The 25,999-nt window shown below is 71.3% G+C and carries 28 protein-coding genes and 1 riboswitch; of the genes, 22 read left to right on the top strand and 6 right to left on the bottom strand.

The window, feature by feature from the left end; genetic code table 11:
• Positions 1-44 precede the first annotated feature (44 nt).
• The 3 genes from ACIP4Z_RS20525 to otsB all read left to right on the top strand — a co-directional run bounded on the left by ACIP4Z_RS20525 (position 45) and on the right by otsB (position 2,520).
• Positions 45-1,295 (top strand): extracellular solute-binding protein, encoded by a 1,251-nt coding sequence (locus ACIP4Z_RS20525; RefSeq protein WP_355337328.1) that lies wholly within the window; start codon positions 45-47, stop codon positions 1,293-1,295.
• A gap of 74 nt (positions 1,296-1,369) precedes the next feature.
• Entirely contained in the window at positions 1,370-1,606 is a 237-nt protein-coding gene (locus tag ACIP4Z_RS20530) for a DUF3263 domain-containing protein (protein ID WP_188285385.1), read from the top strand.
• A gap of 71 nt (positions 1,607-1,677) precedes the next feature.
• Positions 1,678-2,520, top strand: coding sequence for a trehalose-phosphatase (gene otsB, locus ACIP4Z_RS20535; RefSeq protein WP_391043051.1), 843 nt, complete (start codon positions 1,678-1,680; stop codon positions 2,518-2,520).
• Between the two features lie 15 nt (positions 2,521-2,535).
• On the opposite strand, the gene ACIP4Z_RS20540 is transcribed toward otsB, so the two are convergent.
• Positions 2,536-3,957 (bottom strand): trehalose-6-phosphate synthase, encoded by a 1,422-nt coding sequence (locus tag ACIP4Z_RS20540; RefSeq protein WP_355337335.1) that lies wholly within the window; start codon positions 3,955-3,957, stop codon positions 2,536-2,538.
• A 116-nt stretch (positions 3,958-4,073) separates the two neighbouring features.
• Positions 4,074-5,042, bottom strand: a complete 969-nt coding sequence (locus tag ACIP4Z_RS20545) for a glucosyl-3-phosphoglycerate synthase (RefSeq protein ID WP_355337338.1) — start codon at positions 5,040-5,042, stop codon at positions 4,074-4,076.
• Positions 5,043-5,247: 205 nt separating this feature from the next.
• Positions 5,248-5,377, top strand: a riboswitch (SAM riboswitch).
• A 17-nt stretch (positions 5,378-5,394) separates the two neighbouring features.
• Between ACIP4Z_RS20545 and thrC the strand changes: the two genes are divergently transcribed.
• The 11 genes from thrC to ACIP4Z_RS20600 all read left to right on the top strand — a co-directional run bounded on the left by thrC (position 5,395) and on the right by ACIP4Z_RS20600 (position 16,153).
• Positions 5,395-6,687 carry a threonine synthase gene (gene thrC, locus ACIP4Z_RS20550; RefSeq protein ID WP_401309971.1) on the top strand — a complete coding sequence of 431 codons (1,293 nt, stop codon included), beginning with the start codon at positions 5,395-5,397 and terminating at the stop codon, positions 6,685-6,687.
• The gene (locus ACIP4Z_RS20555) at positions 6,684-6,959 is read left to right on the top strand and encodes a MoaD/ThiS family protein (protein WP_188285379.1); all 276 of its coding nucleotides are present in this window, start codon (positions 6,684-6,686) and stop codon (positions 6,957-6,959) included. Before thrC ends, ACIP4Z_RS20555 begins: the two co-directional genes overlap by 4 nt.
• 476 nt (positions 6,960-7,435) lie before the next feature.
• Positions 7,436-7,642 (top strand): cold-shock protein, encoded by a 207-nt coding sequence (locus tag ACIP4Z_RS20560; RefSeq protein WP_093715500.1) that lies wholly within the window; start codon positions 7,436-7,438, stop codon positions 7,640-7,642.
• Positions 7,643-7,950: 308 nt separating this feature from the next.
• Positions 7,951-9,576, top strand: a complete 1,626-nt coding sequence (groL, locus tag ACIP4Z_RS20565; protein ID WP_188285378.1) for a chaperonin GroEL — start codon at positions 7,951-7,953, stop codon at positions 9,574-9,576.
• A 297-nt stretch (positions 9,577-9,873) separates the two neighbouring features.
• Entirely contained in the window at positions 9,874-11,055 is a 1,182-nt protein-coding gene (locus ACIP4Z_RS20570) for an ATP-binding protein (protein WP_401309976.1), read from the top strand.
• Between the two features lie 8 nt (positions 11,056-11,063).
• A complete protein-coding gene (locus tag ACIP4Z_RS20575) occupies positions 11,064-11,468 on the top strand; it encodes a roadblock/LC7 domain-containing protein (protein ID WP_355338031.1) in 405 nt (134 codons plus the stop codon).
• Positions 11,465-11,839: a DUF742 domain-containing protein gene (locus tag ACIP4Z_RS20580; RefSeq protein WP_355337348.1), complete on the top strand. Its 375-nt coding sequence runs from the start codon at positions 11,465-11,467 to the stop codon at positions 11,837-11,839. Before ACIP4Z_RS20575 ends, ACIP4Z_RS20580 begins: the two co-directional genes overlap by 4 nt.
• A complete protein-coding gene (locus ACIP4Z_RS20585; RefSeq protein ID WP_355337351.1) occupies positions 11,814-12,431 on the top strand; it encodes an ATP/GTP-binding protein in 618 nt (205 codons plus the stop codon). The genes ACIP4Z_RS20580 and ACIP4Z_RS20585 overlap by 26 nt, the downstream gene beginning before the upstream one ends.
• A gap of 54 nt (positions 12,432-12,485) precedes the next feature.
• Positions 12,486-13,835: a cytochrome P450 gene (locus tag ACIP4Z_RS20590; RefSeq protein ID WP_355337354.1), complete on the top strand. Its 1,350-nt coding sequence runs from the start codon at positions 12,486-12,488 to the stop codon at positions 13,833-13,835.
• 594 nt (positions 13,836-14,429) lie between these two features.
• Complete coding sequence (locus tag ACIP4Z_RS20595) at positions 14,430-15,341, top strand: cytochrome P450 (protein WP_355337357.1); 912 nt, start codon at positions 14,430-14,432, stop codon at positions 15,339-15,341.
• A 47-nt stretch (positions 15,342-15,388) separates the two neighbouring features.
• Positions 15,389-16,153 (top strand): enoyl-CoA hydratase-related protein, encoded by a 765-nt coding sequence (locus ACIP4Z_RS20600; RefSeq protein ID WP_391043565.1) that lies wholly within the window; start codon positions 15,389-15,391, stop codon positions 16,151-16,153.
• An 18-nt stretch (positions 16,154-16,171) separates the two neighbouring features.
• On the opposite strand, the gene murQ is transcribed toward ACIP4Z_RS20600, so the two are convergent.
• Positions 16,172-17,116 carry an N-acetylmuramic acid 6-phosphate etherase gene (gene murQ, locus ACIP4Z_RS20605; protein ID WP_355337360.1) on the bottom strand — a complete coding sequence of 315 codons (945 nt, stop codon included), beginning with the start codon at positions 17,114-17,116 and terminating at the stop codon, positions 16,172-16,174.
• Between the two features lie 40 nt (positions 17,117-17,156).
• On the bottom strand, positions 17,157-18,125 hold the full coding sequence (locus ACIP4Z_RS20610) for an SIS domain-containing protein (RefSeq protein ID WP_391043062.1): 969 nt from the start codon (positions 18,123-18,125) through the stop codon (positions 17,157-17,159).
• Between the two features lie 89 nt (positions 18,126-18,214).
• Between ACIP4Z_RS20610 and ACIP4Z_RS20615 the strand changes: the two genes are divergently transcribed.
• Together ACIP4Z_RS20615 and ACIP4Z_RS20620 are read left to right on the top strand one after the other, a co-directional pair.
• A complete protein-coding gene (locus ACIP4Z_RS20615) occupies positions 18,215-18,568 on the top strand; it encodes a hypothetical protein (protein ID WP_391043064.1) in 354 nt (117 codons plus the stop codon).
• A 25-nt stretch (positions 18,569-18,593) separates the two neighbouring features.
• Entirely contained in the window at positions 18,594-18,860 is a 267-nt protein-coding gene (locus ACIP4Z_RS20620) for a DUF4031 domain-containing protein (protein ID WP_355337366.1), read from the top strand.
• 15 nt (positions 18,861-18,875) lie between these two features.
• Here ACIP4Z_RS20620 and ACIP4Z_RS20625 read toward each other — a convergent pair whose 3' ends face one another.
• Positions 18,876-19,556, bottom strand: coding sequence for a hypothetical protein (locus ACIP4Z_RS20625; RefSeq protein WP_401309983.1), 681 nt, complete (start codon positions 19,554-19,556; stop codon positions 18,876-18,878).
• Between the two features lie 60 nt (positions 19,557-19,616).
• Between ACIP4Z_RS20625 and ACIP4Z_RS20630 the strand changes: the two genes are divergently transcribed.
• From ACIP4Z_RS20630 to ACIP4Z_RS20640, 3 genes are all read left to right on the top strand, one after another.
• Positions 19,617-20,327 carry a copper homeostasis protein CutC gene (locus tag ACIP4Z_RS20630; RefSeq protein ID WP_391043066.1) on the top strand — a complete coding sequence of 237 codons (711 nt, stop codon included), beginning with the start codon at positions 19,617-19,619 and terminating at the stop codon, positions 20,325-20,327.
• 103 nt (positions 20,328-20,430) lie between these two features.
• Positions 20,431-20,850, top strand: coding sequence for a helix-turn-helix transcriptional regulator (locus ACIP4Z_RS20635; RefSeq protein ID WP_355338040.1), 420 nt, complete (start codon positions 20,431-20,433; stop codon positions 20,848-20,850).
• Between the two features lie 52 nt (positions 20,851-20,902).
• Positions 20,903-21,307, top strand: coding sequence for a VOC family protein (locus tag ACIP4Z_RS20640; RefSeq protein WP_188285367.1), 405 nt, complete (start codon positions 20,903-20,905; stop codon positions 21,305-21,307).
• A gap of 43 nt (positions 21,308-21,350) precedes the next feature.
• Here ACIP4Z_RS20640 and ACIP4Z_RS20645 read toward each other — a convergent pair whose 3' ends face one another.
• On the bottom strand, positions 21,351-23,465 hold the full coding sequence (locus tag ACIP4Z_RS20645) for a HelD family protein (RefSeq protein ID WP_401309987.1): 2,115 nt from the start codon (positions 23,463-23,465) through the stop codon (positions 21,351-21,353).
• 416 nt (positions 23,466-23,881) lie between these two features.
• Here ACIP4Z_RS20645 and ACIP4Z_RS20650 point away from each other — a divergent pair, with 416 nt between their 5' ends.
• Genes ACIP4Z_RS20650 through ACIP4Z_RS20660 form a run of 3 tightly spaced genes read left to right on the top strand, consistent with a single transcriptional unit; the run spans position 23,882 to position 25,991 of the window.
• Positions 23,882-24,052, top strand: a complete 171-nt coding sequence (locus tag ACIP4Z_RS20650) for a hypothetical protein (RefSeq protein WP_391162493.1) — start codon at positions 23,882-23,884, stop codon at positions 24,050-24,052.
• A gap of 59 nt (positions 24,053-24,111) precedes the next feature.
• Entirely contained in the window at positions 24,112-25,518 is a 1,407-nt protein-coding gene (locus ACIP4Z_RS20655) for a glycosyltransferase 87 family protein (RefSeq protein ID WP_401309990.1), read from the top strand.
• The gene (locus ACIP4Z_RS20660; RefSeq protein ID WP_401309993.1) at positions 25,515-25,991 is read left to right on the top strand and encodes a hypothetical protein; all 477 of its coding nucleotides are present in this window, start codon (positions 25,515-25,517) and stop codon (positions 25,989-25,991) included. The genes ACIP4Z_RS20655 and ACIP4Z_RS20660 overlap by 4 nt, the downstream gene beginning before the upstream one ends.
• Positions 25,992-25,999 lie beyond the last annotated feature (8 nt).

Genomic DNA, 25,999 nt, shown 5'->3' on the forward strand with positions numbered 1-25,999 from the left:
GCAAGAAGGCGGTAGGAACGGTGCAGCGGCGACGACTTCACGGCTTGGCGGCGATCGGCATCACGTCGGCCCTGGCGATCACCACTCTTACGGCGTGCGGCAACAGTTCACCGCTGAACAGCGACGTCACCCTGCACTTCGTCGCCGCCGACTACGGCGACCCGAAGACGAACAACAGCTCCAAGACGTACTGGGACGACCTCGCGCGCTCCTTCGAGGCGCGCAACCCGCACATCAAGATCAACGTCGAGATCATCGACTGGGACCACGTGGACGACAAGGTCGCCCAGATGGTCAAGGCGAACAAGGCCCCCGACGTCGCGCAGATCGGCTCCTACGCGGCCTACGCCGCCGGCAAGCAGCTCTACAGCGCCGACGAGCTGTTCCCGATCAGCATGCAGTCGGACTTCATCCCCTCGATGGTCAACGCCGGTTCCGTGGACCGCACCCAGTACGGCATACCCTTCGTCTCCAGCTCGCGCATGTTCTTCTACAACAAGAAGCTCTTCAAGAGCGCGGGCATCAAGCACGCCCCCGAGACCTGGGACGAGCTCAAGGCCGACGCGGTCAAGCTCAAGGCCGACGGCGTGAAGGTGCCCTACGGACTGCCGCTGGCCCCCGAGGAGGCGCAGGCCGAGTCCCTGATGTGGATGCTCGGCGCGCAGGGCGGCTACACCGACACCGTCGGCAGCTACACCTTCGACTCCGCGCCCAACGTCGAGGCGTTCGCCTGGGTCAAGAAGAACCTCGTCCAGACGGGCCTGGTCGGCCCGACCGACCCCGCCAAGACCAACCGCCGCGACACCTTCGCCGCCTTCCTGGCCGGCAAGGCGGGCATGGTCATGGGCCACCCCACCCTGCTCACCCAGGCCAAGGCCGCCGGTATCGACGTCGGCGTCGTCCCGCTGCCCGGCCAGAGCGGCCCCAGCAGCGACACCCTCGGCGTCGCCGACTGGATGATGGCGTTCAAGCAGAACGGCAACCGGGACGCGGACGGCAAATTCCTCCAGTTCGTCTTCAACGAGCAGAATTCGCTGAAGTTCCTCAACCAGTACGGGCTGCTGCCGGTGACCATCACCGCGTCCCAGGCGATGCGGAAGAACCCGGCCAACAAGGACCTGGTCCAGTTCCTGAACCTGCTGCCCGACGCCGTGTTCTACCCGGTCAACAAGACCTCGTGGGGCCCGGTCAGCGACGAGGTCAAGAAGAACATCGGCCAGGCCGTGCACGGCGACCCGAAGACGGTCCTGTCCGACCTCCAGCGCTTCGCGCTCACGACGGACTCCGGCAAGTAGCGGCCCGCGGCGGTACGGTGACGGCCGTCGGGTACGCCGACGGCCCGACCGCACCGACAGGGGAGAGGGGCGCCATGACACGGGAAGAACCGCTCTCCGCGCGCGACATCGCCGTCCTGGCCATCGCCGCCCGCACCTGGACCGGACCGGGACCGCGCGAACGGGCCATACGCGAACGCCTCGGTATGTCCCCGACCGCGTACTTCCAGCTCCTCAACGCCCTGCTGGACGACCCCCGGGCCGTCGCCCACGACCCGGTGACGGTCAACCGGCTGCGCAAGGAGCGCGACGCCCGCCGCGACCTGCGCTGACGGCCCGCGCGGGGCGCGCGTGCCACCGTACGCCGGGCATGCGCCCGGGGGACGCGGGTAGGGTCGGCTGCATGGCCTCCGCCGACATCCCCGCCCCCACCACGCCCGAGGGAAAGGAAGGTCTCGCGGCGCTGCTCGCGCGGCCGGAACGCGCCGTCGTCGCCCTTGACTTCGACGGCACCCTCGCCCCGATCGTGCCCGACCCCGAGCAGGCCCGCGCCCACCCCGGCGCCGTCCCCGCCCTCGTCAGGCTCGCCCCGCACCTCGCCGCCGTCGCCGTCGTCACCGGCCGCCCGGCGGGCGTCGCCGTACGCTACGGCGGCTTCGCCGGGGTCGCGGGACTCGAACACCTCGTCGTGCTCGGCCACTACGGCGCCGAGCGCTGGGACGCGCCCACCGGCTCCGTCCACACCCCCGGCGACCACCCCGGCGTCACCTCGGTCCGCGCCGAGCTGCCCGGCTTCCTCGACCGCAACGGCGCCTGGCGCGGCACCTGGGTGGAGGACAAGGGCCGCGCGGTCGCCGTCCACACCCGCCGCGCCGAGGACCCCGACGCCGCCTTCGAGGCGCTGCGCGGTCCGCTGGCCGAACTCGCCGCCCGGCACGGCCTCATGGTCGAGCCCGGCCGCTTCGTCCTCGAACTGCGCCCGCCCGGCGTGGACAAGGGCGTCGCCCTGGCCGCCTACCTCCGCGAGGTCGGCGCCGGCTCGGTGCTCTACGCGGGCGACGACCTCGGCGACCTCGCCGCCTTCGCCGCCGTCCAGGCCCTGCGCGAGGACGGCCTGCCCGGCCTGCTCGTCGCCAGCGCCGCGCCCGAGACGCCCGAGGAAGTCCTCCGCGCCGCCGACCTCGCCGTCCCCGGCCCCGAGGGCGTCGTCTCCCTCCTCGACGCCCTCGCGGACGCCCTGGACTGAGCCCGGACCCGGTGCTCAGCCGTCCAGGGCGTGCAGCTGGTCCAGGAACCAGCGGGACGGGGGAAGCGCGGTGGCCGCGTCGGCGAGGCGCTTGGTGCGCTCGGCGCGGTCCGCCTCCGGGAGGGTGAGGGCCGTGTGCAGGGCGGCGGCGGTCTCGCGGATGTCGTACGGGTTGACGACGATCGCGTCGTCGCCCAGCTCGGCGAAGGCGCCCGCCTCGCGGGACAGCACCAGGGCCACCCCGTTGTCGGAGACGACGGGGACCTCCTTGGCGACGAGGTTCATGCCGTCCCTGATCGGGTTGACCAGGGCCACGTCGGCGAGCCGGTAGGCGGCCAGGGAGCGGGCGAAGTCGTCGTCGACCTTGAGCAGCACCGGCTGCCAGTCGGGCGTGCCGAATTCGGCGTTGATCTCCTCGGCCAGCCGGGCGACCCCCTCGGTGTACTCGCGGTAGACCGCGAGATCCTGCCGGGAGGGGTAGGCGAAGGCGACGTGGACGACCCGGCTGAGCCATTCGGGGTGCTCCTGGAGGAGCTGCCGGTAGGCGAGCAGGCCGCGCACGATGTTCTTGGACAGTTCCGTACGGTCCACGCGCACGATCAGTTTGCGGTCGGCACCCGTCTCCGACCGCAGCCGGGTGATGCGCTCGGCGACGTCCGGGCGGTGCGAGCGCTCGCGCAGGAAGTCGCCGTCGGCGCCGAGGCCGTGCACGCCGAGCCGGGTCGTACGGCCGCGGTGGGTGACCGCCCGGCCGTCGTCGCCGAGCGTGGCGCCCAGCACGCTGACGCAGCACGCGGCGAAGGCGTCGGCCCAGCGGCGGGTCAGGAACGCGGCGCGGTCCGCGCCGAGGATGCCTTCGAGCAGTTCTGCGGCGATGTCGTCGGGCAGCAGCCGGAAGTAGTCCGGCGGCGCCCACGGGGTGTGCGTGAAGTGGCCGATCCGCAGGTCGGGGCGGCGGGCCCGGAGCAGCGCCGGGACCAGCGACAGGTGGTAGTCCTGCACCAGGACGTGCGCGCCGTCCGCCGCCTCCTCCGCCAGCGCCTCGGCGAACGCCTCGTTGTACGCCTGGTACGCCGCCCACTGGCCGCGGAAGTCCTCGTCGAAGAGCGGCTCGAACGGCGTCTGGTAGAGCAGGTGGTGGACGAACCACAGCACCGAGTTGGCGATGTCGTTGTACGCGGCCTCGAAGACGCTCTCCTCGACGGCGATCATCCGGGCGCCCGGCTCGCCGACCCCGCGCCGTACCGCCTCACGGTCGCCCTCGCCCAGGGCCGCGCACACCCACACCGCGTCCGCCTCGGGGCCGATCGCGCTCAGGCCCGACACCAGGCCGCCGCCGCCGCGTCTGCTGCTCAGCTCCCCGTCGTCCCCCAGCGCATACGAAACCGGCCCCCGATTCGAAGCGACCAGAATCCGTGCCGCACGCGTTTCGACCATGCCGCCAGCCTAGCCGCGCGGGCTCCGCCCCAAACGTCGTGGACCCTCCTGCTCCGTAGGAGACCGCGCCGGTCAGCCCCGCGGCCCCGGCGGCGCGGGGGCCTGCGGGGGAGCCGTCAGGCGGCGCGGCGGGCGAGGTATTCGGGGAGGTGGGCCATGGGCGGGCGTTCGTCGACGTCGACGGGGTGGGTGAGCGGGGTGAACCCCCCGGAGGGGTCCCGGTGGAACTGGGTGAGGCGGGGGCGGACCAGGGGCGCCCGGGACAGCCGCAGGCTCGCCGTGCGATAGATGGCGGCCGACATCCGCCCGAGCGCCTGCCCGTCCTGATGCCGGTGGTGCCGGACGCCCACGTCCACCTGCCCGAGCGCGTCGAGCCCCGCCAGGGACAGGGCGTCGATGAGCATGCCCAGCTCCACGCCGTACCCGACGGGGAACGGCAGCCGCTCCAGCAGCGAGCGCCGCGCCGCGTACTCCCCGCCCAGCGGCTGGACGAAGCCCGCCAGCCGAGGCCAGTGCAGATTGAGCAGCGGCCGGGCGACCAGCTCGGTGACCCGGCCGCCGCCCGCCGGCACCACCGCGCCGCCGGTCTCCAGCGGCCGGTCGTACATCGCCTTGACCAGCTCCACGTCCGGCTCGGTGAGCAGCGGCCCGACGATCCCCGACACGAAGCGCGAGTCGAACGAGCGCAGGTCCGCGTCCACGAAACAGACGATCTCGCCGCGGGTGACCAGCAGCGACCGCCACAGCACCTCGCCCTTGCCGGGCAGCGCGGGCAGCCGCGGCAGGATCGCGTCGCGCTGCACCACCCGCGCCCCGGCCCGCGCCGCGACCTGCGCCGTACGGTCGCGGGAGCCGGAGTCGACCACGATCAGCTCGTCGACCAGCGGCACCTCGTCGGTCATCAGGTCGCGGCGGATCGCCGCGACGATCTCGCCGACCGTCGCCTCCTCGTCGAGCGCGGGCAGCACCACGCTGACCGTGCCCTGCGGTCCCGCGGCCCGCTTCGCGGCGAGCAGCAGGTCGAGCGGCCGGTCGGCGGCGGACCAGGACCGCCGCTCCAGCCACCGCTCCACCTCATCGAGCACGATCCCGTCCCCTTTTCGTACGGTGGGAGCCCTCAGAAACCAGCCGGACGGCCGCCCCAGCGGCCATCTCGCCGTTCGGACGACTATCTCAACTGTCACGCTTGTCGGTTACAGTCTTGAACAACGCGTATGACCGCCGCATGCCGGGGGTCGTAGCGCGGGACAAACGCGTCGCCGCCGCACAGAAGGCGGGCAGGCGCCATACCGCTCATCCAGAGGGGCAGAGGGAACGGCCCGTTGAAGCCCCGGCAACCCTCCCGCCGACCGCGAGGTCACACGGTGGGGAAGGTGCCAATTCCGTCTTGTGGCGACGTACGTCACAAGGAAGATGAGGAGAAAGGGCCTCGCCATCATGGCTGTGCAGACCGTCGCCAGCACCCACGACAGCACCAGCACTCCCCCCTTCGGACCCGCCTCCGCGCTGTCCTGCCGGGAGTGCGGCACCCGCTTCCCGCTGAGCCCGGTCTTCGCCTGCGAGGAGTGTTTCGGGCCCCTCGAAGTCGCGTACGACCTGCCGCTCGGCGACCCCGAGTCGCTGCGCAAGCGGATCGAGGCGGGACCCACCAGCATCTGGCGGTACGCGCCGCTGCTGCCGGTCCCCGCCGACGTCACCGACAAGCCCAACCTCCACCCGGGCTGGACCAAGCTCGTCAAGGCCGACAACCTCGCCCGTGAACTGGGCATCACCGGCGGCCTGCACATCAAGGACGACTCCGGCAACCCGACGCACTCCTTCAAGGACCGCGTCGTCGCCATCGCCCTGGAGGCCGCTCGCACCTTCGGCCTCACCACGCTCTCCTGCTCCTCCACCGGCAACCTCGCGGGCGCCGTCGGCGCCGCCGCCGCGCGCGCCGGTTTCCGCTCCTGCGTGTTCATCCCGCACGACCTGGAGGCGGGCAAGGTCGTCATGGCCGCGGTCTACGGCGGCGAACTGGTCGGCATCGAGGGCTCGTACGACGACGTGAACCGCTTCTGCTCCGAGCTGATCGGCGACCCGATCGGCGAGGGCTGGGGCTTCGTCAACGTCAATCTGCGGCCCTACTACGGCGAGGGCTCCAAGACCCTGGCGTACGAGATCTGCGAACAGCTCGGCTGGCGCATCCCCGACAACCTGGTGATCCCGATCGCGTCCGGCTCCCAGCTCACCAAGATCGACAAGGGCCTGCGCGAGCTGATCGCGCTCGGCCTGGTCGAGGACAAGCCGTACAAGATCTACGGCGCCCAGGCCGAGGGCTGCTCGCCGGTCTCGGCGGCGTTCAAGGCGGGGCACGACGTGGTGCGGCCGGTGAAGCCGGACACCATCGCCAAGTCGCTGGCGATCGGCAACCCGGCGGACGGCCCGTACGTGCTGGACATCGCCCGGCGGACCGGCGGCGCGGTCGACGACGTGAACGACGAGCAGGTCGTGGACGCGATCAAGCTGCTCGCGCGCACCGAGGGGATCTTCGCGGAGACCGCGGGCGGGGTGACCGTGGGGGTGCTGAAGAAGCTGATCGAGACCGGGCAGCTCGACCCGGCCGCCGAGACCGTCGTCCTCAACACCGGCGACGGACTGAAGACTTTGGACGCGGTGGCACCGACCACCGGCCCGACCGCCACCATCCGCCCGACCCTTGACGCGTTCCGAGAGGCTGGCCTCGCATGAGTGCTTCTGTTCGTATCCCCACCATTCTCCGCACCTACACCGGCGGCCAGGCCGAGGTTCCGGCCGAGGGCGGCACGCTGGCCGAGGTGATCGACTCGCTGGAGAAGAATCACGCGGGCATTTCGGCGCGCGTTCTCGACGACACCGGAAAACTCCGTCGTTTCGTGAACGTCTATGTCAACGACGACGATGTTCGCTTTTCCGACGGTCTCGCCACCGCTGTCCCCGACGGCGCGAGCGTTTCGATCATTCCGGCGGTAGCGGGCGGCTGATCAACTTCCCGTAACGGCCCGGCTACACCTGCCGTTTTGTGCCCCATACACCCTTTTGCGGTGGATGGGGCACAGTGCTGTAGGGGGGCCGGACCGGGCCGAACGGCCGTGTCCGGGGCGGTAGTTGAAAGGTTGTACTGTTGCCACGGGCAAGTTGCCGCCGCGAACGGTCAGTGCGGCGATTTATCGCCAAATTCACGTGTGGATTGTCGCATAGGCGACGTATGTCCGGTCCGAGATGCCCCGCCATAGCGCCCTATTCTGGTGTATTTCCGATCGGTCGCTCCCCGAATTCTCGTCCGATTGACCTGTTGCAGAGGGCATCCGTGCAGATACATTCAGCCGCGGTCGACGCGTTCCGGCGCACACCACCAGGGATCCCCTGTCGCTCAGACAACGGCTTCCCCGGCGGTGAGGTCTGACCCGGACCCGCGGAGTGCGGGGCCGCGATAGGGCCAGTAATAGGGGAGTTAGGAATGGCTCAGGGCACCGTCAAGTGGTTCAACGCGGAGAAGGGCTACGGCTTCATCGCGGTCGACGGTGGTGCGGATGTCTTCGTCCACTACAGCGCGATTCAGATGGACGGTTACCGCACCCTCGAAGAAGGCCAGCGGGTCGAGTTCGAGATCTCGCAGGGTCAGAAGGGGCCGCAGGCGGACATGGTCCGGCTGGCCACCGCCTGACGGCCCGGCGCGCTCGGCGACCGACACGACGCACTCACGCACCAAGGGTCCGTACCTCTCAGGGGGGACGGGCCCTTCGTGCGTGGCCCGGAGTTGTCCACAGGCGCTTGCACTCGATGGGGTCGAGTGCTAATCATTGGCGTTAGCACTCTCCTAGTGAGAGTGCTGAAGGACCGGGTCGGTGAGGCCCGCCCGGCCGCCGGGAAGGAACCGGCGACCAGGTCGGCCGTCCGTCGCGGGCACCACACGGTCCGAGCCGTCGCCCCCTGCTCCGGTGGGGGAACCCCAGTCCGCGGAGGACACTTCACATGGCAAAGATCATCGCGTTCGACGAGGAGGCACGGCGCGGTCTCGAGCGCGGGATGAACCAGCTCGCCGACGCCGTCAAGGTCACCCTCGGCCCGAAGGGCCGCAACGTCGTCCTCGAGAAGAAGTGGGGCGCCCCCACGATCACCAACGATGGTGTGTCCATCGCCAAGGAGATCGAGCTCGAGGACCCGTACGAGAAGATCGGCGCGGAGCTGGTCAAGGAGGTCGCGAAGAAGACCGACGACGTCGCGGGTGACGGCACCACCACCGCGACCGTCCTGGCCCAGGCCCTGGTCAAGGAAGGTCTGCGCAACGTCGCGGCCGGCGCCAACCCGATGGCCCTCAAGCGCGGCATCGAGAAGGCCGTCGAGGCCGTCTCCGCCGCTCTGCTGGAGCAGGCCAAGGACGTGGAGACCAAGGAGCAGATCGCTTCGACCGCCTCCATCTCCGCCGCCGACACCCAGATCGGCGAGCTGATCGCCGAGGCCATGGACAAGGTCGGCAAGGAAGGCGTCATCACCGTCGAGGAGTCGCAGACCTTCGGGCTCGAGCTCGAGCTCACCGAGGGCATGCGCTTCGACAAGGGCTTCATCTCCGCCTACTTCGCGACCGACCTGGAGCGTATGGAGGCGTCGCTCGACGACCCGTACATCCTGATCGTCAACTCCAAGATCTCCTCGGTGAAGGACCTGCTCCCGCTGCTGGAGAAGGTCATGCAGTCCGGCAAGCCGCTGCTGATCATCGCCGAGGACGTCGAGGGCGAGGCCCTGTCGACCCTGGTGGTCAACAAGATCCGCGGCACCTTCAAGTCCGTCGCCGTCAAGGCGCCCGGCTTCGGTGACCGTCGCAAGGCCATGCTCGGCGACATCGCCATCCTCACCGGTGGCACCGTCATCTCCGAAGAGGTCGGCCTCAAGCTGGAGAACGCGGGCCTGGACCTGCTCGGCCGCGCCCGTACCGTCGTCATCACCAAGGACGAGACCACCATCGTCGACGGTGCCGGTGACAGCGACCAGGTCGCCGGGCGGGTCAACCAGATCCGCGCCGAGATCGACAACAGCGACTCGGACTACGACCGCGAGAAGCTCCAGGAGCGCCTGGCGAAGCTGGCCGGCGGCGTGGCCGTCATCAAGGCCGGTGCCGCCACCGAGGTCGAGCTCAAGGAGCGCAAGCACCGCATCGAGGACGCGGTGCGCAACGCGAAGGCCGCCGTGGAAGAGGGCATCGTCGCCGGTGGCGGCGTGGCCCTGCTCCAGGCGACCGCGGTCTTCGAGAAGCTGGAGCTCGAGGGCGACGAGGCGACCGGTGCCAACGCCGTGAAGCTCGCGCTGGAGGCCCCGCTGAAGCAGATCGCCGTCAACGGTGGTCTCGAAGGCGGCGTCATCGTCGAGAAGGTGCGCAACCTGCCCGTCGGCCACGGCCTCAACGCCGCGACCGGTGAGTACGTCGACATGATCGCCGAGGGCATCATCGACCCGGCGAAGGTCACGCGCTCCGCGCTCCAGAACGCGGCCTCCATCGCCGCGCTGTTCCTCACCACCGAGGCCGTCATCGCCGACAAGCCGGAGAAGGCCGCCCCCGGCGGCGCTCCGGGCGGCATGCCCGGCGGTGACATGGACTTCTGATCCACGGGGCGCGAGCCCGGATCAGCAGGACCGCACGACGGCACCCCCCGGTCACCCGGGGGGTGCCGTCTTTGTGTCCGGCGCATTGTTCGGAACAATTCACCAAGACTGTCCCAAAACGGGGCAATTTTGAATTACCGTCAGATGCCGGTAGCAGGACAAGTACGGGGGGTACCGGGGTCAAACCTGCTGCTAGGCTCTCATTGCTTGGCAAGTGTCATGCGCAAGTGTTCCGCATTTTTGTTCGGATTTGAAAGAGATTCCGCAAATGGCGGCCCCTCGCCTGAAGAGAGCCTCATGACGTCCTACTTACATGATCCAGCACTTTGGGGCCTGATCGCAGGTACTCCTGTCGCCGCGACCGCGATTGCGCTCAGCCGGAAAACTAATGCGAAGCTCCGTGCCGCGCTCGCCGAGCAGTCGGCGCGCCGCGCCTCCCTGGAAGTCGGCCGCGAGCAGATCGTGGATGAGGCCAGACGCCGGGCCGAGGAGGGCACCAAGAGCGTGCTCAAGGCCGCCATGCGCACCCTCCAGGGTCTGGCGGGCGAGCAGCAGGTCGCCATCGCGAAGCTCCAGCGGGAGAACGGCGAGCACGCGGCGCTCCAGGGCCTGTTGGACGTGGACCACGGCAACGCGCAGTTCACCCGGCGCGCCCAGTCCATAGCCGTGCTCTGCGACGGCTGGCTCGGCCGCCGCAAGAACGCGGCGTCCGTCTACGACGTGGTCCGCAGCGCCAAGGGCCGCATCCGGCATTTCACGCGCGTGGAAATCCGTTCGCAGAGCAATTTCGCGGTGGTGAGCCGCGCGGTCGAACCGGTCGCACTCGCCCTTTCCGAACTGCTCGACAACGCCACGAGTTATTCGGCCCCTGAAACGTCCATCGAAATCAATATCCAGCCCGTGCCCAAGGGCGTCTGCATCGTCGTCGACGACGCGGGTGTCGGCATGAGCGACGAAGAGAAGACGCTGGCGGGAGAACTCCTCACCGGCCAGCGCACTCCGGGTGTCTCCGGCCTCGGAAATCCGCCGCAATTCGGTTTCGCGGTGATCGGCGTACTCGCCAACCGTTACGGATTCAGCGTCTCGGTGGATTCCACCTCGCCGTACGGCGGAGTGCGCGCCGTGCTGCTGCTCCCCGACGAACTCCTCACCACCACCATCGAGCCCGAGGAGACTCCCGTCGTGGGTGAAGCGTCCGAGCCGGTGGAGCAGAGCGCGCCCGAGCCGGTGGTGCCCGCCACCACCTTCGGCGGCCTGCCCAAGCGGCGGCGCTTCCGGCACCCGATCTCGATAGTGCCCACGGCCGAGGAGCGCTCCGACGACAGAGTCGGTGACAGAGCCGGGGACAGAGTCGAGCGGGCGCCCGAGCCGGTGCGCGACAGCCACGAAGTCGCCTCCCGCATGGGCGCGTTCCAGCGGGGCACTCAGTCCGGCCGCCGTTCCATCGGCGCGAGCAGCGAAGGGCAGGACGCCCAATGAGCCCAATGATCGGAAGAGATCTGTCGTGGATGCTCGACAGCGCCCTTGAGGTGCCCGAGGCCCGGCACGCGATCCTGGTGTCGGCCGACGGCCTGCTGATGGCCCGCTCCAACGAGGTCGGCAGGGACCACGCCGACACCGTCGCGGCGGCGATGAGCGGCATGCAGTCGCTGAGCCGTACGGTGTCCGACTTCGTCGGCGGCGACGACCGCCGCCAGGAGTGGCGGCAGACCCTGGTGGAGTTCGACCACGGCTGGGTCTTCCTCATCTCGGCAGGTGAAGGCGCCTATCTCGCGGTCTCCGCGTCCCCGGACGCGGACCTCGCGGAGATCACCTTCCGGATGCAGCAGCTCGTCGGCCAACTCGGCAAGGTGCTGACCACACCTCCTCGCGAGAACGCTGACGTCAATTGACGGGCGAACCTGAGCTGGAGTTAGAAGCCACGGAATTAGTACGCCCGTATGTGATCACCAACGGTCGCGAGCTTCCGGTCGACGGCGGCTTCACGATGATCACACTGGTCGCCGTATCCGAAAACGCGCCCCGGACAAGGGTTCTTGATCCCGAGAAGCTGCGGGTGATGGAACTGTGCTCGGGCGGTTATCTCGCGGTCGCGGAGATCGCCGCGCACACCGGGCTGCCGATGGGCGTGGTCAAGATCCTTCTGTCGGATCTGGTGGAGGACGGGTATCTGCTCGCGCGGGCACCCGTTCCCCGCGCGCAGTTGGTCGAGAGGGAACTGCTGGAGGAGGTGCTGCATGGGCTCCGGGCTCGCTTCGGATAGGGACAGTGCTCCCCAGACGCCGCGCGAGAACGTCTATCTGCCCAGTTCGGTACGGACGGTCGCCAAGATCCTCGTGGTCGGGCACTTCGCCGTGGGCAAGACGACGTTCATCGGCACCATGTCGGAGATCCCGCCGCTGCGCACCGAGGAAGTGATGACGCAGGCCAGCGCGGACATCGACGACCTCAGGGGCGCGCCCAACAAGACCACCACCACGGTCGCGATGGACTTCGGCCGGCTGACCCTCAGCGACGAACTGGTGCTGTACATGTTCGGTACGCCGGGCCAGCAGCGGTTCGTGCGGCTGTGGGAGGACCTGTCGCGCGGCGCGCTCGGCGCGCTCGTGCTGGTCGACCCGCTGCGGCTCCAGGAGTCCTTCCCCGTGATGGACCTCGTGGAGCGGCACGGTCTGCCGTACGCCATCGCCGTGAACCGCTTCGACGGTGCGCCCCCGCACTCGCTCGAAGAGGTGCGCGAGGCGCTGGATCTGCTTCCCGAGACCCCGGTGGTCTCGTGCGACGCACGCGACGAGCGGTCATCGGCGGGTTCACTGATCGCTCTGGTGCAGTATTTGCAGTCTCGCCTCAACTAGTAGGTCACCGCAGGTAGTTCAGGTAGCTCAGGTATTTCAACGAGGAGCACAGGCATGCAGACCCCTCCGGACTTCCAGGCCCCGCCGCCCGGCTGCCCCGCGCACGACAGCGGCCAGAGTGTGCCGCTGTACGGCCCGGAGTTCGCCGCCGCTCCGGAGGCGTTCTACTCCTACATGCGGCAGTTCGGCCCGAGCGCTCCGGTGGAGCTGGCGCCGGGCGTGGAGGCCGAACTCGTCACGGACTACACCGAGGCGCTGCGGGTCCTCCAGAACCCGGGTACCTTCGCCCGCGACTCGCGCCGCTGGCGCGCGATGAACGAGGGTCAGATACCGGCGGACAGCCCGGTGATGGGGATGATGGCCTACCGGCCGAATCTGCTGTTCTCCGACGGCGCCGAGCACATGCGGCTGCGGCAGGCGGCGACCGACAGCCTGGCCATGGTCGACTCGCACCGGCTGAGCCGGCACGTCGACCAGGTCGCCTCGTATCTGATCAGCCAGTTCAGCGCCAAGGGGCGGGCCGACCTGGTCGCCGACTACGCGCAGCAGGTGCCGCTGCTGGTCTTCAACGACCTCTTCGGCTGCACCGAGGACATCGGCAACCGGCTGGTGTTCGGGATCTCCGGCATCTTCGATGGCATCGATGTCGAGAAGTCGCTGGAGGTGCTGACCGGGGCGCTGGTCGAACTGGTCGAGCTGAAGCGGACCACGCCGGGCGAGGACATCACCTCCTGGATGATGCAGCACCGCTCCGCGCTGACCACCGAGGAGATGATCCACCAGCTCTTCCCGATGATCGCCGCGGGTACCGAGCCGGTGCAGAACATGATCTCCAGCGCGCTGCGGCTGCTGCTGTCCGACGACAAGTACGCCGACAGCCAGCACATGGCGGGCCTGCTGGTCGAGGACGCACTCAACGACGTGCTGTGGAACTACCCGCCGATGGCCAACTACGGCGTGCACTACCCGGTGCACGACGTGGACCTCGCCGGGATCACGCTGCGCGCGGGCGACCCCGTGGTGATCAGTTACGCGGCGGCCAACACCGACCCGAGCCTGGGCGGCGGCGGCCAGACGATGAGCAAGCGGGCGCACCTGGGCTGGGGCGCGGGTCCCCATGTCTGCCCGGCCAAGGACCCGGCCACGCTGATCTCGCTGCGGGCCATCGAGAAGCTGCTCAACACGCTGCCGGACATCGACCTGGCGGTGCCGGTGGAGAGCCTGACCTGGCGTCCGGGCCCCTTCCACCGCGCGCTCACCTCGCTGCCCGCCCGGTTCACCCCGGCGCGGCAGCCGGTCCGCTCGCAAGAGAGCCAGTCGGCTCAGGCTCCGGCCGACCACACGCAGGGCAAGCCGAAGGCGGCCAGCCGCTGGAGCTCGTTCCTCAACTGGCTCAAGGCGTAACACCCGGCGACGCACAAGTCGAAAACCGGCCGACCGCGGCTTCGCGGTCGGCCGGTTTCGATAAAGAACGGACCTGGCCGGAAATCATCGCCGACGGTGTGACGCTTGCCACAATTACGAGCAGTGTCCGATCGGATACGCATCTCGTGCCCAGGGTATGCAGGACAGGTCAATCCGGCCTGGCATTGAGGACCAAGGAGAAATGCCGCCATGGTCACACCGTATTCGGTCGCCCCCACCGACCGGCGAAGAGTTGTATCACTTTTTTCCCGACTCCGTAAGCCCGGCGGACAGGAAAGTCCGCTGCCTCTTTACGACGAGCTTCGCTCGATGGGGGATGTCGTCCCAGCGCCCTGGGGCGGCCACCTGATCACGTCGTTCGGCCTCAGTGACCAGGTGCTGAGGGACCGGGCCTGGCGTGTGACCGACAACGAATGGGCCGCCAGGCAAGGCCAGGGAACGCGCTGGAGCACGCCTTCCTCACGGCAGATCGGTCAGACTCTGGTCCGGCTCAATCCACCGCATCACACATTGATGCGCCGCTCGGTCGGAAATATGTTCGACCGGAGGGCGCTCGGTGACATTCGGATATCGGTGGAAAAGACAACGGACCGCCTGGTCGGCCGGCTCGCGGAACGCCTGCGCGACGGAGTGGCCGATTTTGTCTCACTGGTGAGCGAGGAGCTGCCGGTGCGCGCGATAGGGGAGTGGATGGGTTTGCCCTCCGCTGACTTCCCCCTTTTGCGGGACTTGACCCACGCCCAGGTGTTCACCCAGGAGCTGCTGCCCACCCCGAGCCAGCTCGCGATCTCCGACGAAGCCACCGTGACACTGCACCAGTACTTCGCCGCGCTGGTGCGCGAAAGGCGCAGGTCACCGGGGGACGACCCGGTCTCGCAGTGGCTGCGCACCTGGGACGGGCTGGAGCCGGACCGCGACCGCGCCGACGAGGCCGTCTACTACCTCGCGCTGCTGGTGGTGCTCGCCGCCCTGGAGACCACCTCCAATCTGCTGTCCACCATGACGTGGCTGATCGCCGAGCACCCCCGCCAGATGGGCTGGCTGCGCGCCCACCCGCAGGACATCCCCGGCGCCGTCGAGGAGGTGCTGCGCTACGACCCGCCGATACACGTCGTGACGCGGGTCGCGGGCGACGACATGACGCTCGCGGGCATCGAGGTGCCCAAGGACGAGACCGTCCACCTGATGCTCGCCGCCGCCAACCACGACCCCGCGCAGTACGCCGACCCGCACATCTTCGACATCCGCCGCAAGGTCAGCCACCTCAGCTTCGGCGGCGGCATCCACTACTGCGTCGGCGCCCCGCTGGCCAGGATGGAGGCCACCGCGCTGCTGACCGCGCTGCTCAGGAAGCTGCCGGGACTGAGCGTCCACCGCGACCCCGAGTGGGCGCCGCGGGTCGCCTTCCGGCGGATGACGACACTGACGGTGTCCGACTCCGCGTCCGCCCGCGTCCCCGAACAGGCGGGCCCCAGAGACCTGTAGGCCGCACGCGGCACGACCGTACGAGAGAACCGGTGGCGAACGACAGCATGATGAACTACTTCAAGGTCCTGCGCGTCAGCCAGGAAGGAGCGCTGCTGCGCGTACGGCTGAACACCCCGGAGACCGGGAACGCCGTCACCGGCCCGGTCCTGGACGAACTGCTGGCCGTACTGCGCTCGGTGCAGGACCACCCCGGCATACGGGTGCTCGAACTCTCCGGCGCCGGCGAGCACTTCTGCCTCGGCGGCGACCGCAGGGAATTCGCCGAGTCGCTGGCCGCCGACCCCACGGGGTCCGGCCTGCGGACCATGGGCAACAAGGCGCGGCAGGTGTGCGAGGCGCTCGCCACGCTCGGCGCCGTCACCGTCGCGCGGGTGCACGGCGACGTGATCGGCGCGGGCGTGGCGCTCGCGATGTTCTGCGACCTGCGGGTCGGCGCCGACACCAGCCGGTTCCGGCTGCCCGAGCTGGCGTTGGGCCTGCCGCCCGCCTGGGGCGGCATCCTGCCCCGGCTGCTCAACGAGGTGGGAGCCGCCCGCATCCGCGAACTCGTCCTCACCGGCGAGGCGTTCGACGCGGCCAGGGCCGTCGAGCTGTCCGTCCTGCACAAGGCCGTGCCCGAGGCCGGGCTGGACGCCGCCGTCGACCAGTGGGCGCGGCCCATGCTCCGCCGCTCCCCGGCCGCGCTGCGCGCCGCCAAGACGATGCTCAACGCGTACGGCGGCGCCCACCGCCTGGCGGACGCCACCCTTTTCGACGGCGAATGGCTGGCCTCGGTGATGATGGCGGCCGAGTCCGCCAAGCGCCAGTGAACTCCCGCTCCCGCGCGGCTACTTCGGCGCGGCCTCCAGCGCCTGCCGCAGGTGGCCGCCCGACTCCGTCAGCAGCCGGGCCGCCGTGGCCGCGTCCACATGGGCGAGCAGCGTCAAGATGGCGTGCTTGACCTCGCCGTCGGTGGCGGTCAGCGCGTCCTCGATCGCCTCCTCGTCCGCGCCGGTGGCCAGCGCGACGATCCGCCGCGAGCGCGCCCGCAGCTTCTCGTTGGAGGCCCGCACGTCGACCATGAGGTTCCCGTACGTCTTGCCGAGCCGGATCATCGTGATGGTCGAAAGCATGTTGAGCACGAGCTTCTGCGCGGTGCCGGACTTCAACCGGGTGGAACCGGCGATCAGTTCGGGCCCGACGACGACCTCGATGCCGTGGTCGGCCGCCGCCGCGAGCGGCGAGTCCGCGTTGCAGGACAGGCCCACGGTGAGCGCCCCCGTGGCGCGCGCGTACTCCACCGCGCCGACCGCGTAGGGAGTGCGCCCGGAGGCGGAGACGCCGACGACGCTGTCGGCCGGGGTCAGTCCGAGCGCGGCGAGGTCGGCGGCGGCCAGCTCCTTGCTGTCCTCCGCGCCCTCGATGGAGGTGATCATCGCGGACGGGCCGCCCGCGATCAGTCCGAGCACCTCGCGTCCCGGCGTGGTGTTGAAGGTCGGCGGGCACTCGCTCGCGTCGAGCACGCCGAGCCTGCCCGCCGTACCGGCGCCCGCGTAGATCAGCCGTCCGCCGCGTTCCATCCGGGCGGCGATCCCGTCGATGGCGGCGGCGATCACGGGCAACTGCCCGGCGACCGCGGCCGGAACGGTGGCGTCCTCACCGTTCATGGTCCGCGCGATCTCCAGGGTGGGCATCCGGTCGATCTCGGCGAGCTCGGGCCGGAACGCCTCGGTGGTGAGGGTCTCCAGCTCGCGGCGCAGCTCGGTGTAGTGCGACATATGCGGCTCGTTCATCCTTCTGCTGTGGGGGTCGTGGAGTGGTGCGGACCGGCCGTCAGGCGCGGCCCGAGCGGGGACTGTGCCGGTGCGCGAGCGCTTCGTACGAGGCGGACAGCGCCGGGGCCGCGGTCTCGTAGGTGCGCTGCGCGACGCCGATGAACAGACAGTCGACGACGAGGAGCTGACTCGTACGACTGGACATCGCGGCGGGCCGCAGCTCGCTCTCGCGGGAGGTGGACGTGGTCAGGACCAGATCGGCGTACTGCGTGACCGCGCCGTCCGCCCGGCCGGTGATGGCGATGGTCGTCGCCCCCCGGTCGAACGCGGCCCGCAGCGGCTCGATGACGTCGTGCGTACTGCCCGAGTGCGTGATGGCCAGGGCCACATCGCCCGGCTTGAGCTGTACGGCGTTGGTGACCGCCAGGTGCGGGTCGGCGTGCGCGTGCGCGATCAGGCCGATCCGCAGCAGCTTCTGCGCCAGGTCCTGGCCGACCAGCGCGGACGCGGCTATCCCGTAGATGTCGGTCCGCCGGGCGGCGGCCAACGCGGCGACGGCGGCCTCCAGTTGGCCCATGTCGAGCTGGGCGGCGGTGTCGGCGAGGGTCTGCTGCTCCTCCATGGCCAGCTTGGTGACCACGTCGGCGAGCGGGTCGTCGACGGCGATGTCGGCGGTGACGGCGGGCGGCGCCCCGGTGGCCTGCTGGGCGGCGAGCGCGGCCAGCGCCAGCCGCAGATCGCGGTAGCCGGGGTAGCCCAGCAGCCGGGCGGTGCGGACGACGGTCGCCTCGCTGGTGCCGGTACGCACCGCGAGCGCCGTGACGGTCAGATGGGCACAGCCCGCCGGATCACCCGCGACGGCTTCCGCGACCCGGTGCATGGACCGGGTCATCGACGGCGCGAGGGTGCGGACCTTGGCGGCGAGGGCCCCCGGGTCGGGGGGCGTGACGGGGAGGACGGGCGCGCCGGACACGCCGCGGAGGGCGCGGACGCTCGGGGAGAAAGTTTCCTTCACGCTATAGGTCACCTTCTGAAAGGTATTTTCAGAGACGGCCGTACGTCAAGGCACCCGACGATCACGGCGTCCGCGTCCGCCGGGCTTGCGACAATGGAGGGATGGAAGGTGAAACCGTGCTGCATGGTGCCCGCGCTCTCGTGCTGTCCGACCTCAGCGCCCGCGGTGTCGCGGAGGCCGACATCGTCTCGCTGGTCGAGGACGCCGTCAGCAAGCGCCGCTGGTGGCTGGAGCAGTGGCCGGACGGCGCGGAGTACATCCCCGGGCTGCTCGCCCAGGACGTCCAGGACGCCCTGCTCGAACGCTACGGGCGCTGGCCGCTGTGCCCCGACTGCGACGACCCGCACGCCCTGGCCGTCGAACCCGAACTCGGCCCCGACCCGCACTGGGTCTGCGAGGCCCGCGGCGCCGTCGTCGCCCCTGTCGGCGCCCTGACCCCGGTGAACCCGGTATGACCCACGACACCGAGTCGGACCCCTCATGACCCTCTACATCGACCCGCCGACCTGGCCCGGCCACGGCCGCCACTGGTCCCACCTGGTCAGCGACGTCTCCTACGCCGAACTGCACGCCTTCGCCGCCCGCCTCGGCGCCCCGTCCCGCGCCTTCGAACGCGACCACTACGACATCCCCTCCGAGCGGTACGCCGACGCGGTCGCCCTCGGCGCGGTCGAGACCGGCAGCAAGGAGATCGTCCGCCTGCTGACCGCCGCGGGCCTGCGGCGGCGCAAATACGTCAGGCCGTGAGCAGGTCCGGCTCCGTCAGGCTGTGAGCAGTTCCAGTTCCGTCGTCAGATTGCGGCGGGCCGTGCGCTCCCACTGGTCCTTGCCGTAAGGGGTGCGGAACAGGGCGGGGAGGGCGAGGAGTTGGCGCAGGACGGCGGCGCGGCCGGCGCGGAAGGCGTCGTCGGGGACGAAGCCGTACTCGGAGCGGACGGCGGCGGCGTAGGCCGCGTAGGCGGCGGGGTCGCCGGCCAGGACGGCGAGGTCGGCGTCGCAGAGGACCGCGCCGTTGTGGTCGCCCTCGGCCGGGTCGTGGGTGACCGTCAGACGCACCAGGCGGGCGACCTCGGCGGTGCGGTCGGCGGCCACGCCCGCCTCGGGCAGGGCGCGTTCGGCGAGGTGGGCGCTGCGCTCCTCGTTCTCCGAGCGGTCGGGGCGGTAGACCGCGTCGTGGAACCAGGCGGCGAGGGCCACCGCGTCCGGATCGGCGGCGTACGCGGTCAGTTCGGTGGCGTGGTCCAGGACCGCCTGGAGATGGTCCAGCGTGTGGTAACGCCGCTGCGGTTCGGCCCAGCGGCCGAGCAGATCGGCGCCGTACGGCGCGGGGTCGGGGGCGGGCGCGTCGTCCGCTGTCGGCTCCTGGCAGCGGCGCAGCAGGTCGCACCACTCGGCGAGCAGGGCGTCGTAGCGGGGGTGAGGGGCGGCGGGCGTGAAGGACATGCCGGTAATTGTGCGCTACACGTCTCGCGCGGGAGTGACGCATGTGGCACCCTTGCTCATATGTCTAGACCAATCTTCGAGGTGATCGCCCTCGGCGCGGACGATGCCGTAGCGGCCCGGGACGGCGGCGCGGACCGCCTCGAACTGGTCACCGACATGGCCGCGGACGGGCTCACCCCCTCCCGCGCCACCTTCGGGGCGATCAGGGCGGCCGTCGACATCCCGCTGCGCGTCATGCTGCGGCTGTCCGACGGATTCAGCGCCGGTGACGCGCGCGACCTCGACGCCCTGTGCGCCGCCGCGCAGTCCCTGCGGTCCGAGGGCGCCGACGAGTTCGTCCTCGGCTTCCTCGACGACGGCGGGCGCGCCGACCTCGACGCCGTGCACGCGCTGGTCGACGTCATCGACGGCTGCCGCTGGACCTTCCACCGGGCCATCGACCGCGCCGCCGACCGCGACGCGCTCCGCCTCCAGCTCGCCGGGCTGCCGGGCCTCGACACGTACCTCACCGCGGGCGCCGCGGACGGCGTGCCCGCCGGGCTCCCGGTGCTCTGCGATGAGGCCGCGCGCACCGGCGAGCCGGGGTACGAACCCCAGCTCCTCGTCGGCGGCGGCCTGCTCCTGGAGCATGTGCCGCACCTGCGCGGCGCCGGGCTCGACGGCTTCCACGTCGGCGGCGCCGTGCGCCCCGCGGGCTGGGCCTCCCCGGTCGACGTCCGCGCCGTCGCCCGCTGGCGCGCCGCCCTGGACACCCCGGTCCCGGTCTCCTGAGGCCGGGCGGCACGGCCGTCGCGCCGCCCCGGACGGTCCCGCCGGGCCGGGGCGCGTACCGGCGGTTGTCGTACCCCCGCGCCACAATGGAGCCATGAGCGTCATGGACCTGGGCGAGCTGCGGCTTCTCCGGCGTGCCCGCGACCGTATGGACCGCGAGTACGCCCAGCCGCTCGACGTCCCGGCCCTGGCCCGGACCGCGCTGATGTCGACCGGCCACTTCAGCCGCCAGTTCCGCGCGGCGTACGGCGAGACCCCGTACTCCTACCTCATGACCCGCCGCATCGAGCGCGCCACCGCCCTCCTGCGGCGCGGCGACGTCAGCGTCACCGACGCCTGCTTCGCCGTCGGCTGCACCAGCCTCGGCTCCTTCTCCGCCCGCTTCACCCAGATCGTCGGCGAGACCCCCAGCGCCTACCGCGCCCGCGACCACAGCGACTTGGAGGTCGTCCCCGGCTGCCAGGTCATGCTGGTGACCCGCCCCCGCAAGACGGGCGGCGCCGCCGCGCGCTCGCCGCTCTGATGCCGCGCCCGTCGCCTCCGATATCGGCCGCACAGCCCCTAGCATCGGCCGTATGACCGTTTCCATCAGTGCCGTGCACGTCTTCGTCGACGACCCCGACGCCGCCCTCGTCTTCTACCGGGACACCCTCGGTCTCACCGTGCGCAATGAGGTCGAGCACGACGGCTTCCGGTGGATCACGCTGACGACCAAGAGCCAGCCGGAGATCCAGATCGTGCTGTCGCAGCCGCACGCGGGGCGGTCGAAGGAGGACGGGGACACGCTGGCGGCGCTGCTGGCCAAGGGGGAACTGCGGCCGCTGCACTTCCGCAGCGACGACCTCGACGCGACGTTCGAGGCCGTCGCGGGGGCGGCGGGGGCCGAGGTGCTCCAGGAGCCCGCCAGCCAGCCGTGGGGGGTACGGGACGGCGCCGTACGGGATCCGGCGGGCAACTTCTTCCGCATCGAGCAGGCGTAGCGCGCAGCGGCGCGCCCGCCAGACGAGACCTTGCGGACGCGGCCTAGGCCGGGGCCAGGGCCTCGGGGAGCGGCGCGGTGTGCAGCACCGCGAGGCCGGAGACGGCGCGGGTGAGGCAGACGTACAGGCGTCGCAGGCCGGTGCGGACGTCGGGCTCGGCGGCCACGATGTCCGCGGGCTCGTCGAGCACGACGTAGTCGTACTCCAGGCCCTTGGCCAGGGACGCGGGCACCAGCGTGACGCGGGCCTCGGCGGAGGTCTCCTCACCGGGCGAGACGTACTGGATTCCGGCGGCCTCAAGTGCCGTGGCCAGTACGGGAATCCGCGGGTCGGCGGCGATCAGGCCGACGGACCCCTCGTGCCGGAGCGCCGTGTCGCAGGCCGCGAGCACGGCCGCGTCCAGCGCGCCGGCGGCGACGGCCCGTACCGACATCGTGCCGGCCGCCTCACGGACGGACGTGGCGGGCGCGAGGCCCGGCGCGATCTGCGGCAGCAGCCGCGTGGCGTACGCGATCACCTCACGCGGCACACGGAAACCGGCCGTCAACTCCTCGACGCGGGCGTCCGGTTTGCCGAGATGGCCCAGCGCCTCGGCCCACGAGCCGGTGGCCCAGGGCGTGGTGCCCTGCGCGAGGTCGCCGAGCACGGTCGCGGACCCGGTCGAGCAGCGCCGCCCCACCGCGCGGTACTGCATCGGCGACAGGTCCTGCGCCTCGTCCAGCACCACATGCCCGAGCGACGACGTCCGCTGCACGAGGTCGTACGCCTCGTCGATCAACACCGCGTCGGCGGCTGACCACTTGGCCGACGCGAGCCCCCGCGCGGGCTTCGCCCACAGGATCGTCCGCTGCTCCTCGGCGTCCAGCACCCCGTCCGCCGCCTCGGCCAGGAACTCCGGGTCCGACAGCAGCCGCAGCACCGTCTTGGCCGGATCGACCGCGGGCCAGCACGCCTTGACGGCCGCCTTTACGGCGGGAGTTCGCGCCACCGCGTCCTGCACGCGGTCGTCCGGCGCCTCGCCCGAGCGCTCCATCTGTACGAGGACGACGTGCGCGATCCGCTGCGGCAGCGCGTCGTGCGCGGCGCCGTACCGGATGTCGCGGGCCGCCAACTCCTTGACGATCTCCTCCAGTTCGTACGCCGGGACCCGCCAGCGCCGCGAGCCGCGCACCACCATCACCGGCTCGGTGGGCATCCGGATGCCGGACCGCACCGCCCGTCGCAGCACCTCCGCCATCCGCGCGTCGCCCTTGACCGTGGCCGCCGCCGCCGAGTCGGTGCCGCGCACCTCGACATGGGCCACCAGGTCGTCCACGGTGGCCTGCTTGACCTGCAACTCGCCCAGCGCGGGCAGCACTTGCTCGATGTACTGGAGGAAGGACCGGTTCGGCCCGATCACCAGCGTGCCGGTCCGCGCCAGCCGCTCGCGGTGCGCGTAGAGCAGATACGCGACCCGGTGCAGGCCGACAGCGGTCTTCCCGGTGCCGGGCGCGCCCTGCACGCAGACGCTGCCGGTGATGTCGGCGCGGACGATCTCGTCCTGCTCGGGCTGGATGGTGGCGACGATGTCGCGCATGGGGCCGACGCGGGGCCGTTCGATCTCGCTCTGGAGCAGCTTGCTCGACGTCCCCGGATCCGCCGCGCCCTCCGGCGGGTCGGTGAGGTACTCGTCCTCGTACGCGGTCAGGTCCCCGCCGGTGTAGCCGAACCTGCGGCGCAGCCGTACGTCCATCGGCTTGCGGCGCGACGCCTGGTAGAAGGGCTGCGAGACCGGCGCGCGCCAGTCGATCACCATCGGGTCGCCGTCCGCGTCGTGCACATGGCGGCGGCCGATGTAGAACTGCTCGCCGGTCGCGCCCTCGGCCAGTTCCGTGCCGGGCGCGTGCAGGTAGTCCAGGCGGCCGAAGAAGAGCGGGGTGTCGGCGAGGTCGGAGAGCGCCTTGATGCGGTCGTCGATCTCGGCGGCGAGGATCTTGGCGTTGACCCAGTTTCCCGTCACGTCCGCGATGTCGAGCGACTCCACGTCGTGCCGCATGGCGCGCAGCGCGGTACGGGACGAGGCGAGGTGGGAGCGTTCCCTGCCGAGCGGGTCGGGGGAGTGGTCGGTGCGGTCCTGCGGGCTGGGGCTGCTGCCCTGGGTCGGGACGTGCGAGGGCACGGCTTTGCCTCCGGCTGATACGAGTGCGTACGCGAGGGGTCGTCGGCGAGGCGACGAGCCGACCGGTTTCCGTCCGGCCGGCGGCACTCCCGTGGGGAGGCGGCAAGACCGGCGATCATACGCGTCCGCGCGGGGAGCCGCGAATGAATTTCACCCCCCGTTCGACCTGCGGTCGGGCGGGGCGGGGACGCGGTGCGGGCGCGGCCTGGGCGAGGTGCGGGCGGGGCTTTGGCGGGGTGCGGCGGCGCGGCGGCGCGGGGGATCGGGGGCCCGGGGGAGCCGCAGGTCGTAGGGCCTCAGGGGTGACCCTGATACCCGGGTCAGGGTCCGGTGTCAGACCAGAGTCGGACACGGAGCGTGCGAGTTAAGCCCTGAGCCCGACGTAGGCCGTATGCCTGATTTCGTACGGTGGATTCATGACCACCACCACCGTTGCCCCAGGTCCCACCGTCCACGGCGGCACCGCTCTCGGTGCCCGCCCCGATCACCCCCGCCACCTGCTGGGAAGCACGCTGCGCGCGGTCCGTGTCTTCGCCGTCACGGCCGTCGAAGTGGTGCTGCTCGGCAACGAGGGCAAGCGCCACTGAGCGGCGGCCCCGCGCCGCGTTGACGATCACCGGCGGGCAGGTCCACTACTGTCGCCGCGGTGACCGCTCCCGCGCTCGGCCCGGCGCCCCCCGCCGACCGTCCCGCCGACCCTCGCCGTTCCCGTAGCGCCCGCTGTCCCGGCACCACCGCGCTGGCGCTCGCCGCGCTCGCGCTCTCCCTCGCCCTCTTCGCTGCCTGGTGGCTCCGCCGCCCGGTCCCGATGGCCGACCTTCAGGTCTACCGCGCCGAAGGCGCCGCCGTACTGGGCGGCCGGGACCTGTACGGATTCCGCGTCACACGCTGGCGGCTGCCCGCCACGTACCCGCCCTTCGCGGCCCTGCTCTTCACCCCGGTCGCCCGGCTCCCGCTGTCGGCCGCCCGCGCGGCCTGCGTCGCCGCCAATCTGGCCCTGCTGGCCGCCCTCGTCCGCCTCTCCCTGCGGCTGGCCGCGGACACCGGGACCACCGCCGCCGACGCCGTACGGTCCCGGCGGTACGCGGCGCCCGTCCTGCTCGGCACCGCGGGCGCGCTCTGGCTCGAACCCGTCTTCCAGACGGTGGTCTTCGGGCAGATCAACCTCGCCGTCGCCGTCCTCGTCCTGTGGGACCTCACCCGCCCCGAGGGCGCGCGCGGCAAGGGGTTCGCGCTGGGCCTCGCGGCGGGCGTCAAGATCACGCCCGCGCTGCTGGCCGTGCACCTCGCGCTCACCGGCCGCCGCCGGGAGGCGGCCCGCGCCGCCGCCGGATTCGCCGCGAGCGCGGCGCTCGGGCTCGCCGTCCTGCCCGGCGCCTCGCTGGACTTCTGGACCGCCCGGCTCTACGAGACCGACCGGGTCGGCGAGGTCTGGATCGTCGACAACCAGTCCCTCCAGGGTCTGCTCGCCCGCGTCCTGCACACCCCGGCCCCCGGCCTGCTCTGGGCCGCGTCCGCCCTGGTCACCGCCGCCGCGGGAATCGCCGTCGCCGCCCGCGCCCACCGCGGCGGCCGGCCCGCGCTCGGCCTGCTCTGCGCGGCCGTCACCGCGCTGCTGGTCTCGCCGGTGAGCTGGTCCCACCACTGGGTCTGGTGCGTGCCCCTCCTGGCGTTCCTGGCCACGCGCCTGTCCGCCGAAGGCCCAGGCCCAGGCCCGGACAGCGGCCCCGGCCCCGGCTCCCGTACGGCACGGTCGCGCGGCCCGCGCGCCGCCGACCTGCTCGCGCGCGGCCCGCGCGCCGCCGACCTGCTCGGCCGCCGCGCCGCGCTCCTCGGGTGCGCCGCCGTCTTCTACGGCCGCAGCATGTGGCTCGTACCGCACCAGGGCGACCGCGACCTGCACTTCTCCTGGTGGGAGCAGCCCCTCGCCGCCCCCTACCCCCTGCTCGGCCTCGCCCTGCTGGCCGGCACCGCCCTGAGTACCCGCCCACGCCGACCTGAGTACGACGCCGGATCCGGCCCGGCCGTCCGGTCCGTTGAATGGATGACATGACCAACAGCCGCCCGTACGTCCCGCAGGACCCGTACGGCCCGCCGCAGCCGCACGAGTGGCAGCACGGCGCGGGCGCCCGTCCGCAGGTCCGGCAGAGCCCCGCCTACGGCCCCGCCCCCGTCATGCCTCCCTTCGTGCCCCGCTTCAGGCCGCCGGACCACGACAGCCACGCCTACGTCGCCCCGCTGATCGCCACCGTCCTCGGCGGCCCGGTCATCGCCTTCTGCGGCCTGATCGCGATGTTCTCCCCGATGGCGACGGACTCCTGCACGCCGAACGGCTGCCAGGCGCTGACCACCATGCTCCTGGCCGCCCCCGCCGTCCTCCTGCTCGCCGTCGTCGCGCTCGTCGTGTCCTGGGCCCTCCCCTGGCGCCTGCGCCACCGCACGACCCGCGCCGTCGCCTCCCTCGCCGCCCCGCTCCTCGCCGTCACCACCCTCCTGATCTACTTCCACCTCCCCGCCGCCGGCTGAGCCCCGTC

Source organism: Streptomyces sp. NPDC088910, assembly GCF_044749865.1.
Lineage (GTDB): Bacteria > Actinomycetota > Actinomycetes > Streptomycetales > Streptomycetaceae > Actinacidiphila.

What these genes read in the sequence shown, in the direction of transcription:
- ACIP4Z_RS20530 (WP_188285385.1), top strand. Translation starts at nt 1,370, where the DNA reads ATGACACGGGAAGAACCGCTCTCCGCGCGCGACATCGCCGTCCTGGCC.
- otsB (WP_391043051.1), top strand. Translation starts at nt 1,678, where the DNA reads ATGGCCTCCGCCGACATCCCCGCCCCCACCACGCCCGAGGGAAAGGAA.
- ACIP4Z_RS20540 (WP_355337335.1), bottom strand. Translation starts at nt 3,957, where the DNA reads ATGGTCGAAACGCGTGCGGCACGGATTCTGGTCGCTTCGAATCGGGGG.
- thrC (WP_401309971.1), top strand. Translation starts at nt 5,395, where the DNA reads ATGGCTGTGCAGACCGTCGCCAGCACCCACGACAGCACCAGCACTCCC.
- ACIP4Z_RS20555 (WP_188285379.1), top strand. Translation starts at nt 6,684, where the DNA reads ATGAGTGCTTCTGTTCGTATCCCCACCATTCTCCGCACCTACACCGGC.
- ACIP4Z_RS20560 (WP_093715500.1), top strand. Translation starts at nt 7,436, where the DNA reads ATGGCTCAGGGCACCGTCAAGTGGTTCAACGCGGAGAAGGGCTACGGC.
- groL (WP_188285378.1), top strand. Translation starts at nt 7,951, where the DNA reads ATGGCAAAGATCATCGCGTTCGACGAGGAGGCACGGCGCGGTCTCGAG.
- ACIP4Z_RS20570 (WP_401309976.1), top strand. Translation starts at nt 9,874, where the DNA reads ATGACGTCCTACTTACATGATCCAGCACTTTGGGGCCTGATCGCAGGT.
- ACIP4Z_RS20585 (WP_355337351.1), top strand. Translation starts at nt 11,814, where the DNA reads ATGGGCTCCGGGCTCGCTTCGGATAGGGACAGTGCTCCCCAGACGCCG.
- ACIP4Z_RS20590 (WP_355337354.1), top strand. Translation starts at nt 12,486, where the DNA reads ATGCAGACCCCTCCGGACTTCCAGGCCCCGCCGCCCGGCTGCCCCGCG.
- ACIP4Z_RS20600 (WP_391043565.1), top strand. Translation starts at nt 15,389, where the DNA reads ATGATGAACTACTTCAAGGTCCTGCGCGTCAGCCAGGAAGGAGCGCTG.
- murQ (WP_355337360.1), bottom strand. Translation starts at nt 17,116, where the DNA reads ATGAACGAGCCGCATATGTCGCACTACACCGAGCTGCGCCGCGAGCTG.
- ACIP4Z_RS20615 (WP_391043064.1), top strand. Translation starts at nt 18,215, where the DNA reads ATGGAAGGTGAAACCGTGCTGCATGGTGCCCGCGCTCTCGTGCTGTCC.
- ACIP4Z_RS20620 (WP_355337366.1), top strand. Translation starts at nt 18,594, where the DNA reads ATGACCCTCTACATCGACCCGCCGACCTGGCCCGGCCACGGCCGCCAC.
- ACIP4Z_RS20625 (WP_401309983.1), bottom strand. Translation starts at nt 19,556, where the DNA reads ATGTCCTTCACGCCCGCCGCCCCTCACCCCCGCTACGACGCCCTGCTC.
- ACIP4Z_RS20630 (WP_391043066.1), top strand. Translation starts at nt 19,617, where the DNA reads ATGTCTAGACCAATCTTCGAGGTGATCGCCCTCGGCGCGGACGATGCC.
- ACIP4Z_RS20635 (WP_355338040.1), top strand. Translation starts at nt 20,431, where the DNA reads ATGGACCTGGGCGAGCTGCGGCTTCTCCGGCGTGCCCGCGACCGTATG.
- ACIP4Z_RS20640 (WP_188285367.1), top strand. Translation starts at nt 20,903, where the DNA reads ATGACCGTTTCCATCAGTGCCGTGCACGTCTTCGTCGACGACCCCGAC.
- ACIP4Z_RS20650 (WP_391162493.1), top strand. Translation starts at nt 23,882, where the DNA reads ATGACCACCACCACCGTTGCCCCAGGTCCCACCGTCCACGGCGGCACC.
- ACIP4Z_RS20660 (WP_401309993.1), top strand. Translation starts at nt 25,515, where the DNA reads ATGACCAACAGCCGCCCGTACGTCCCGCAGGACCCGTACGGCCCGCCG.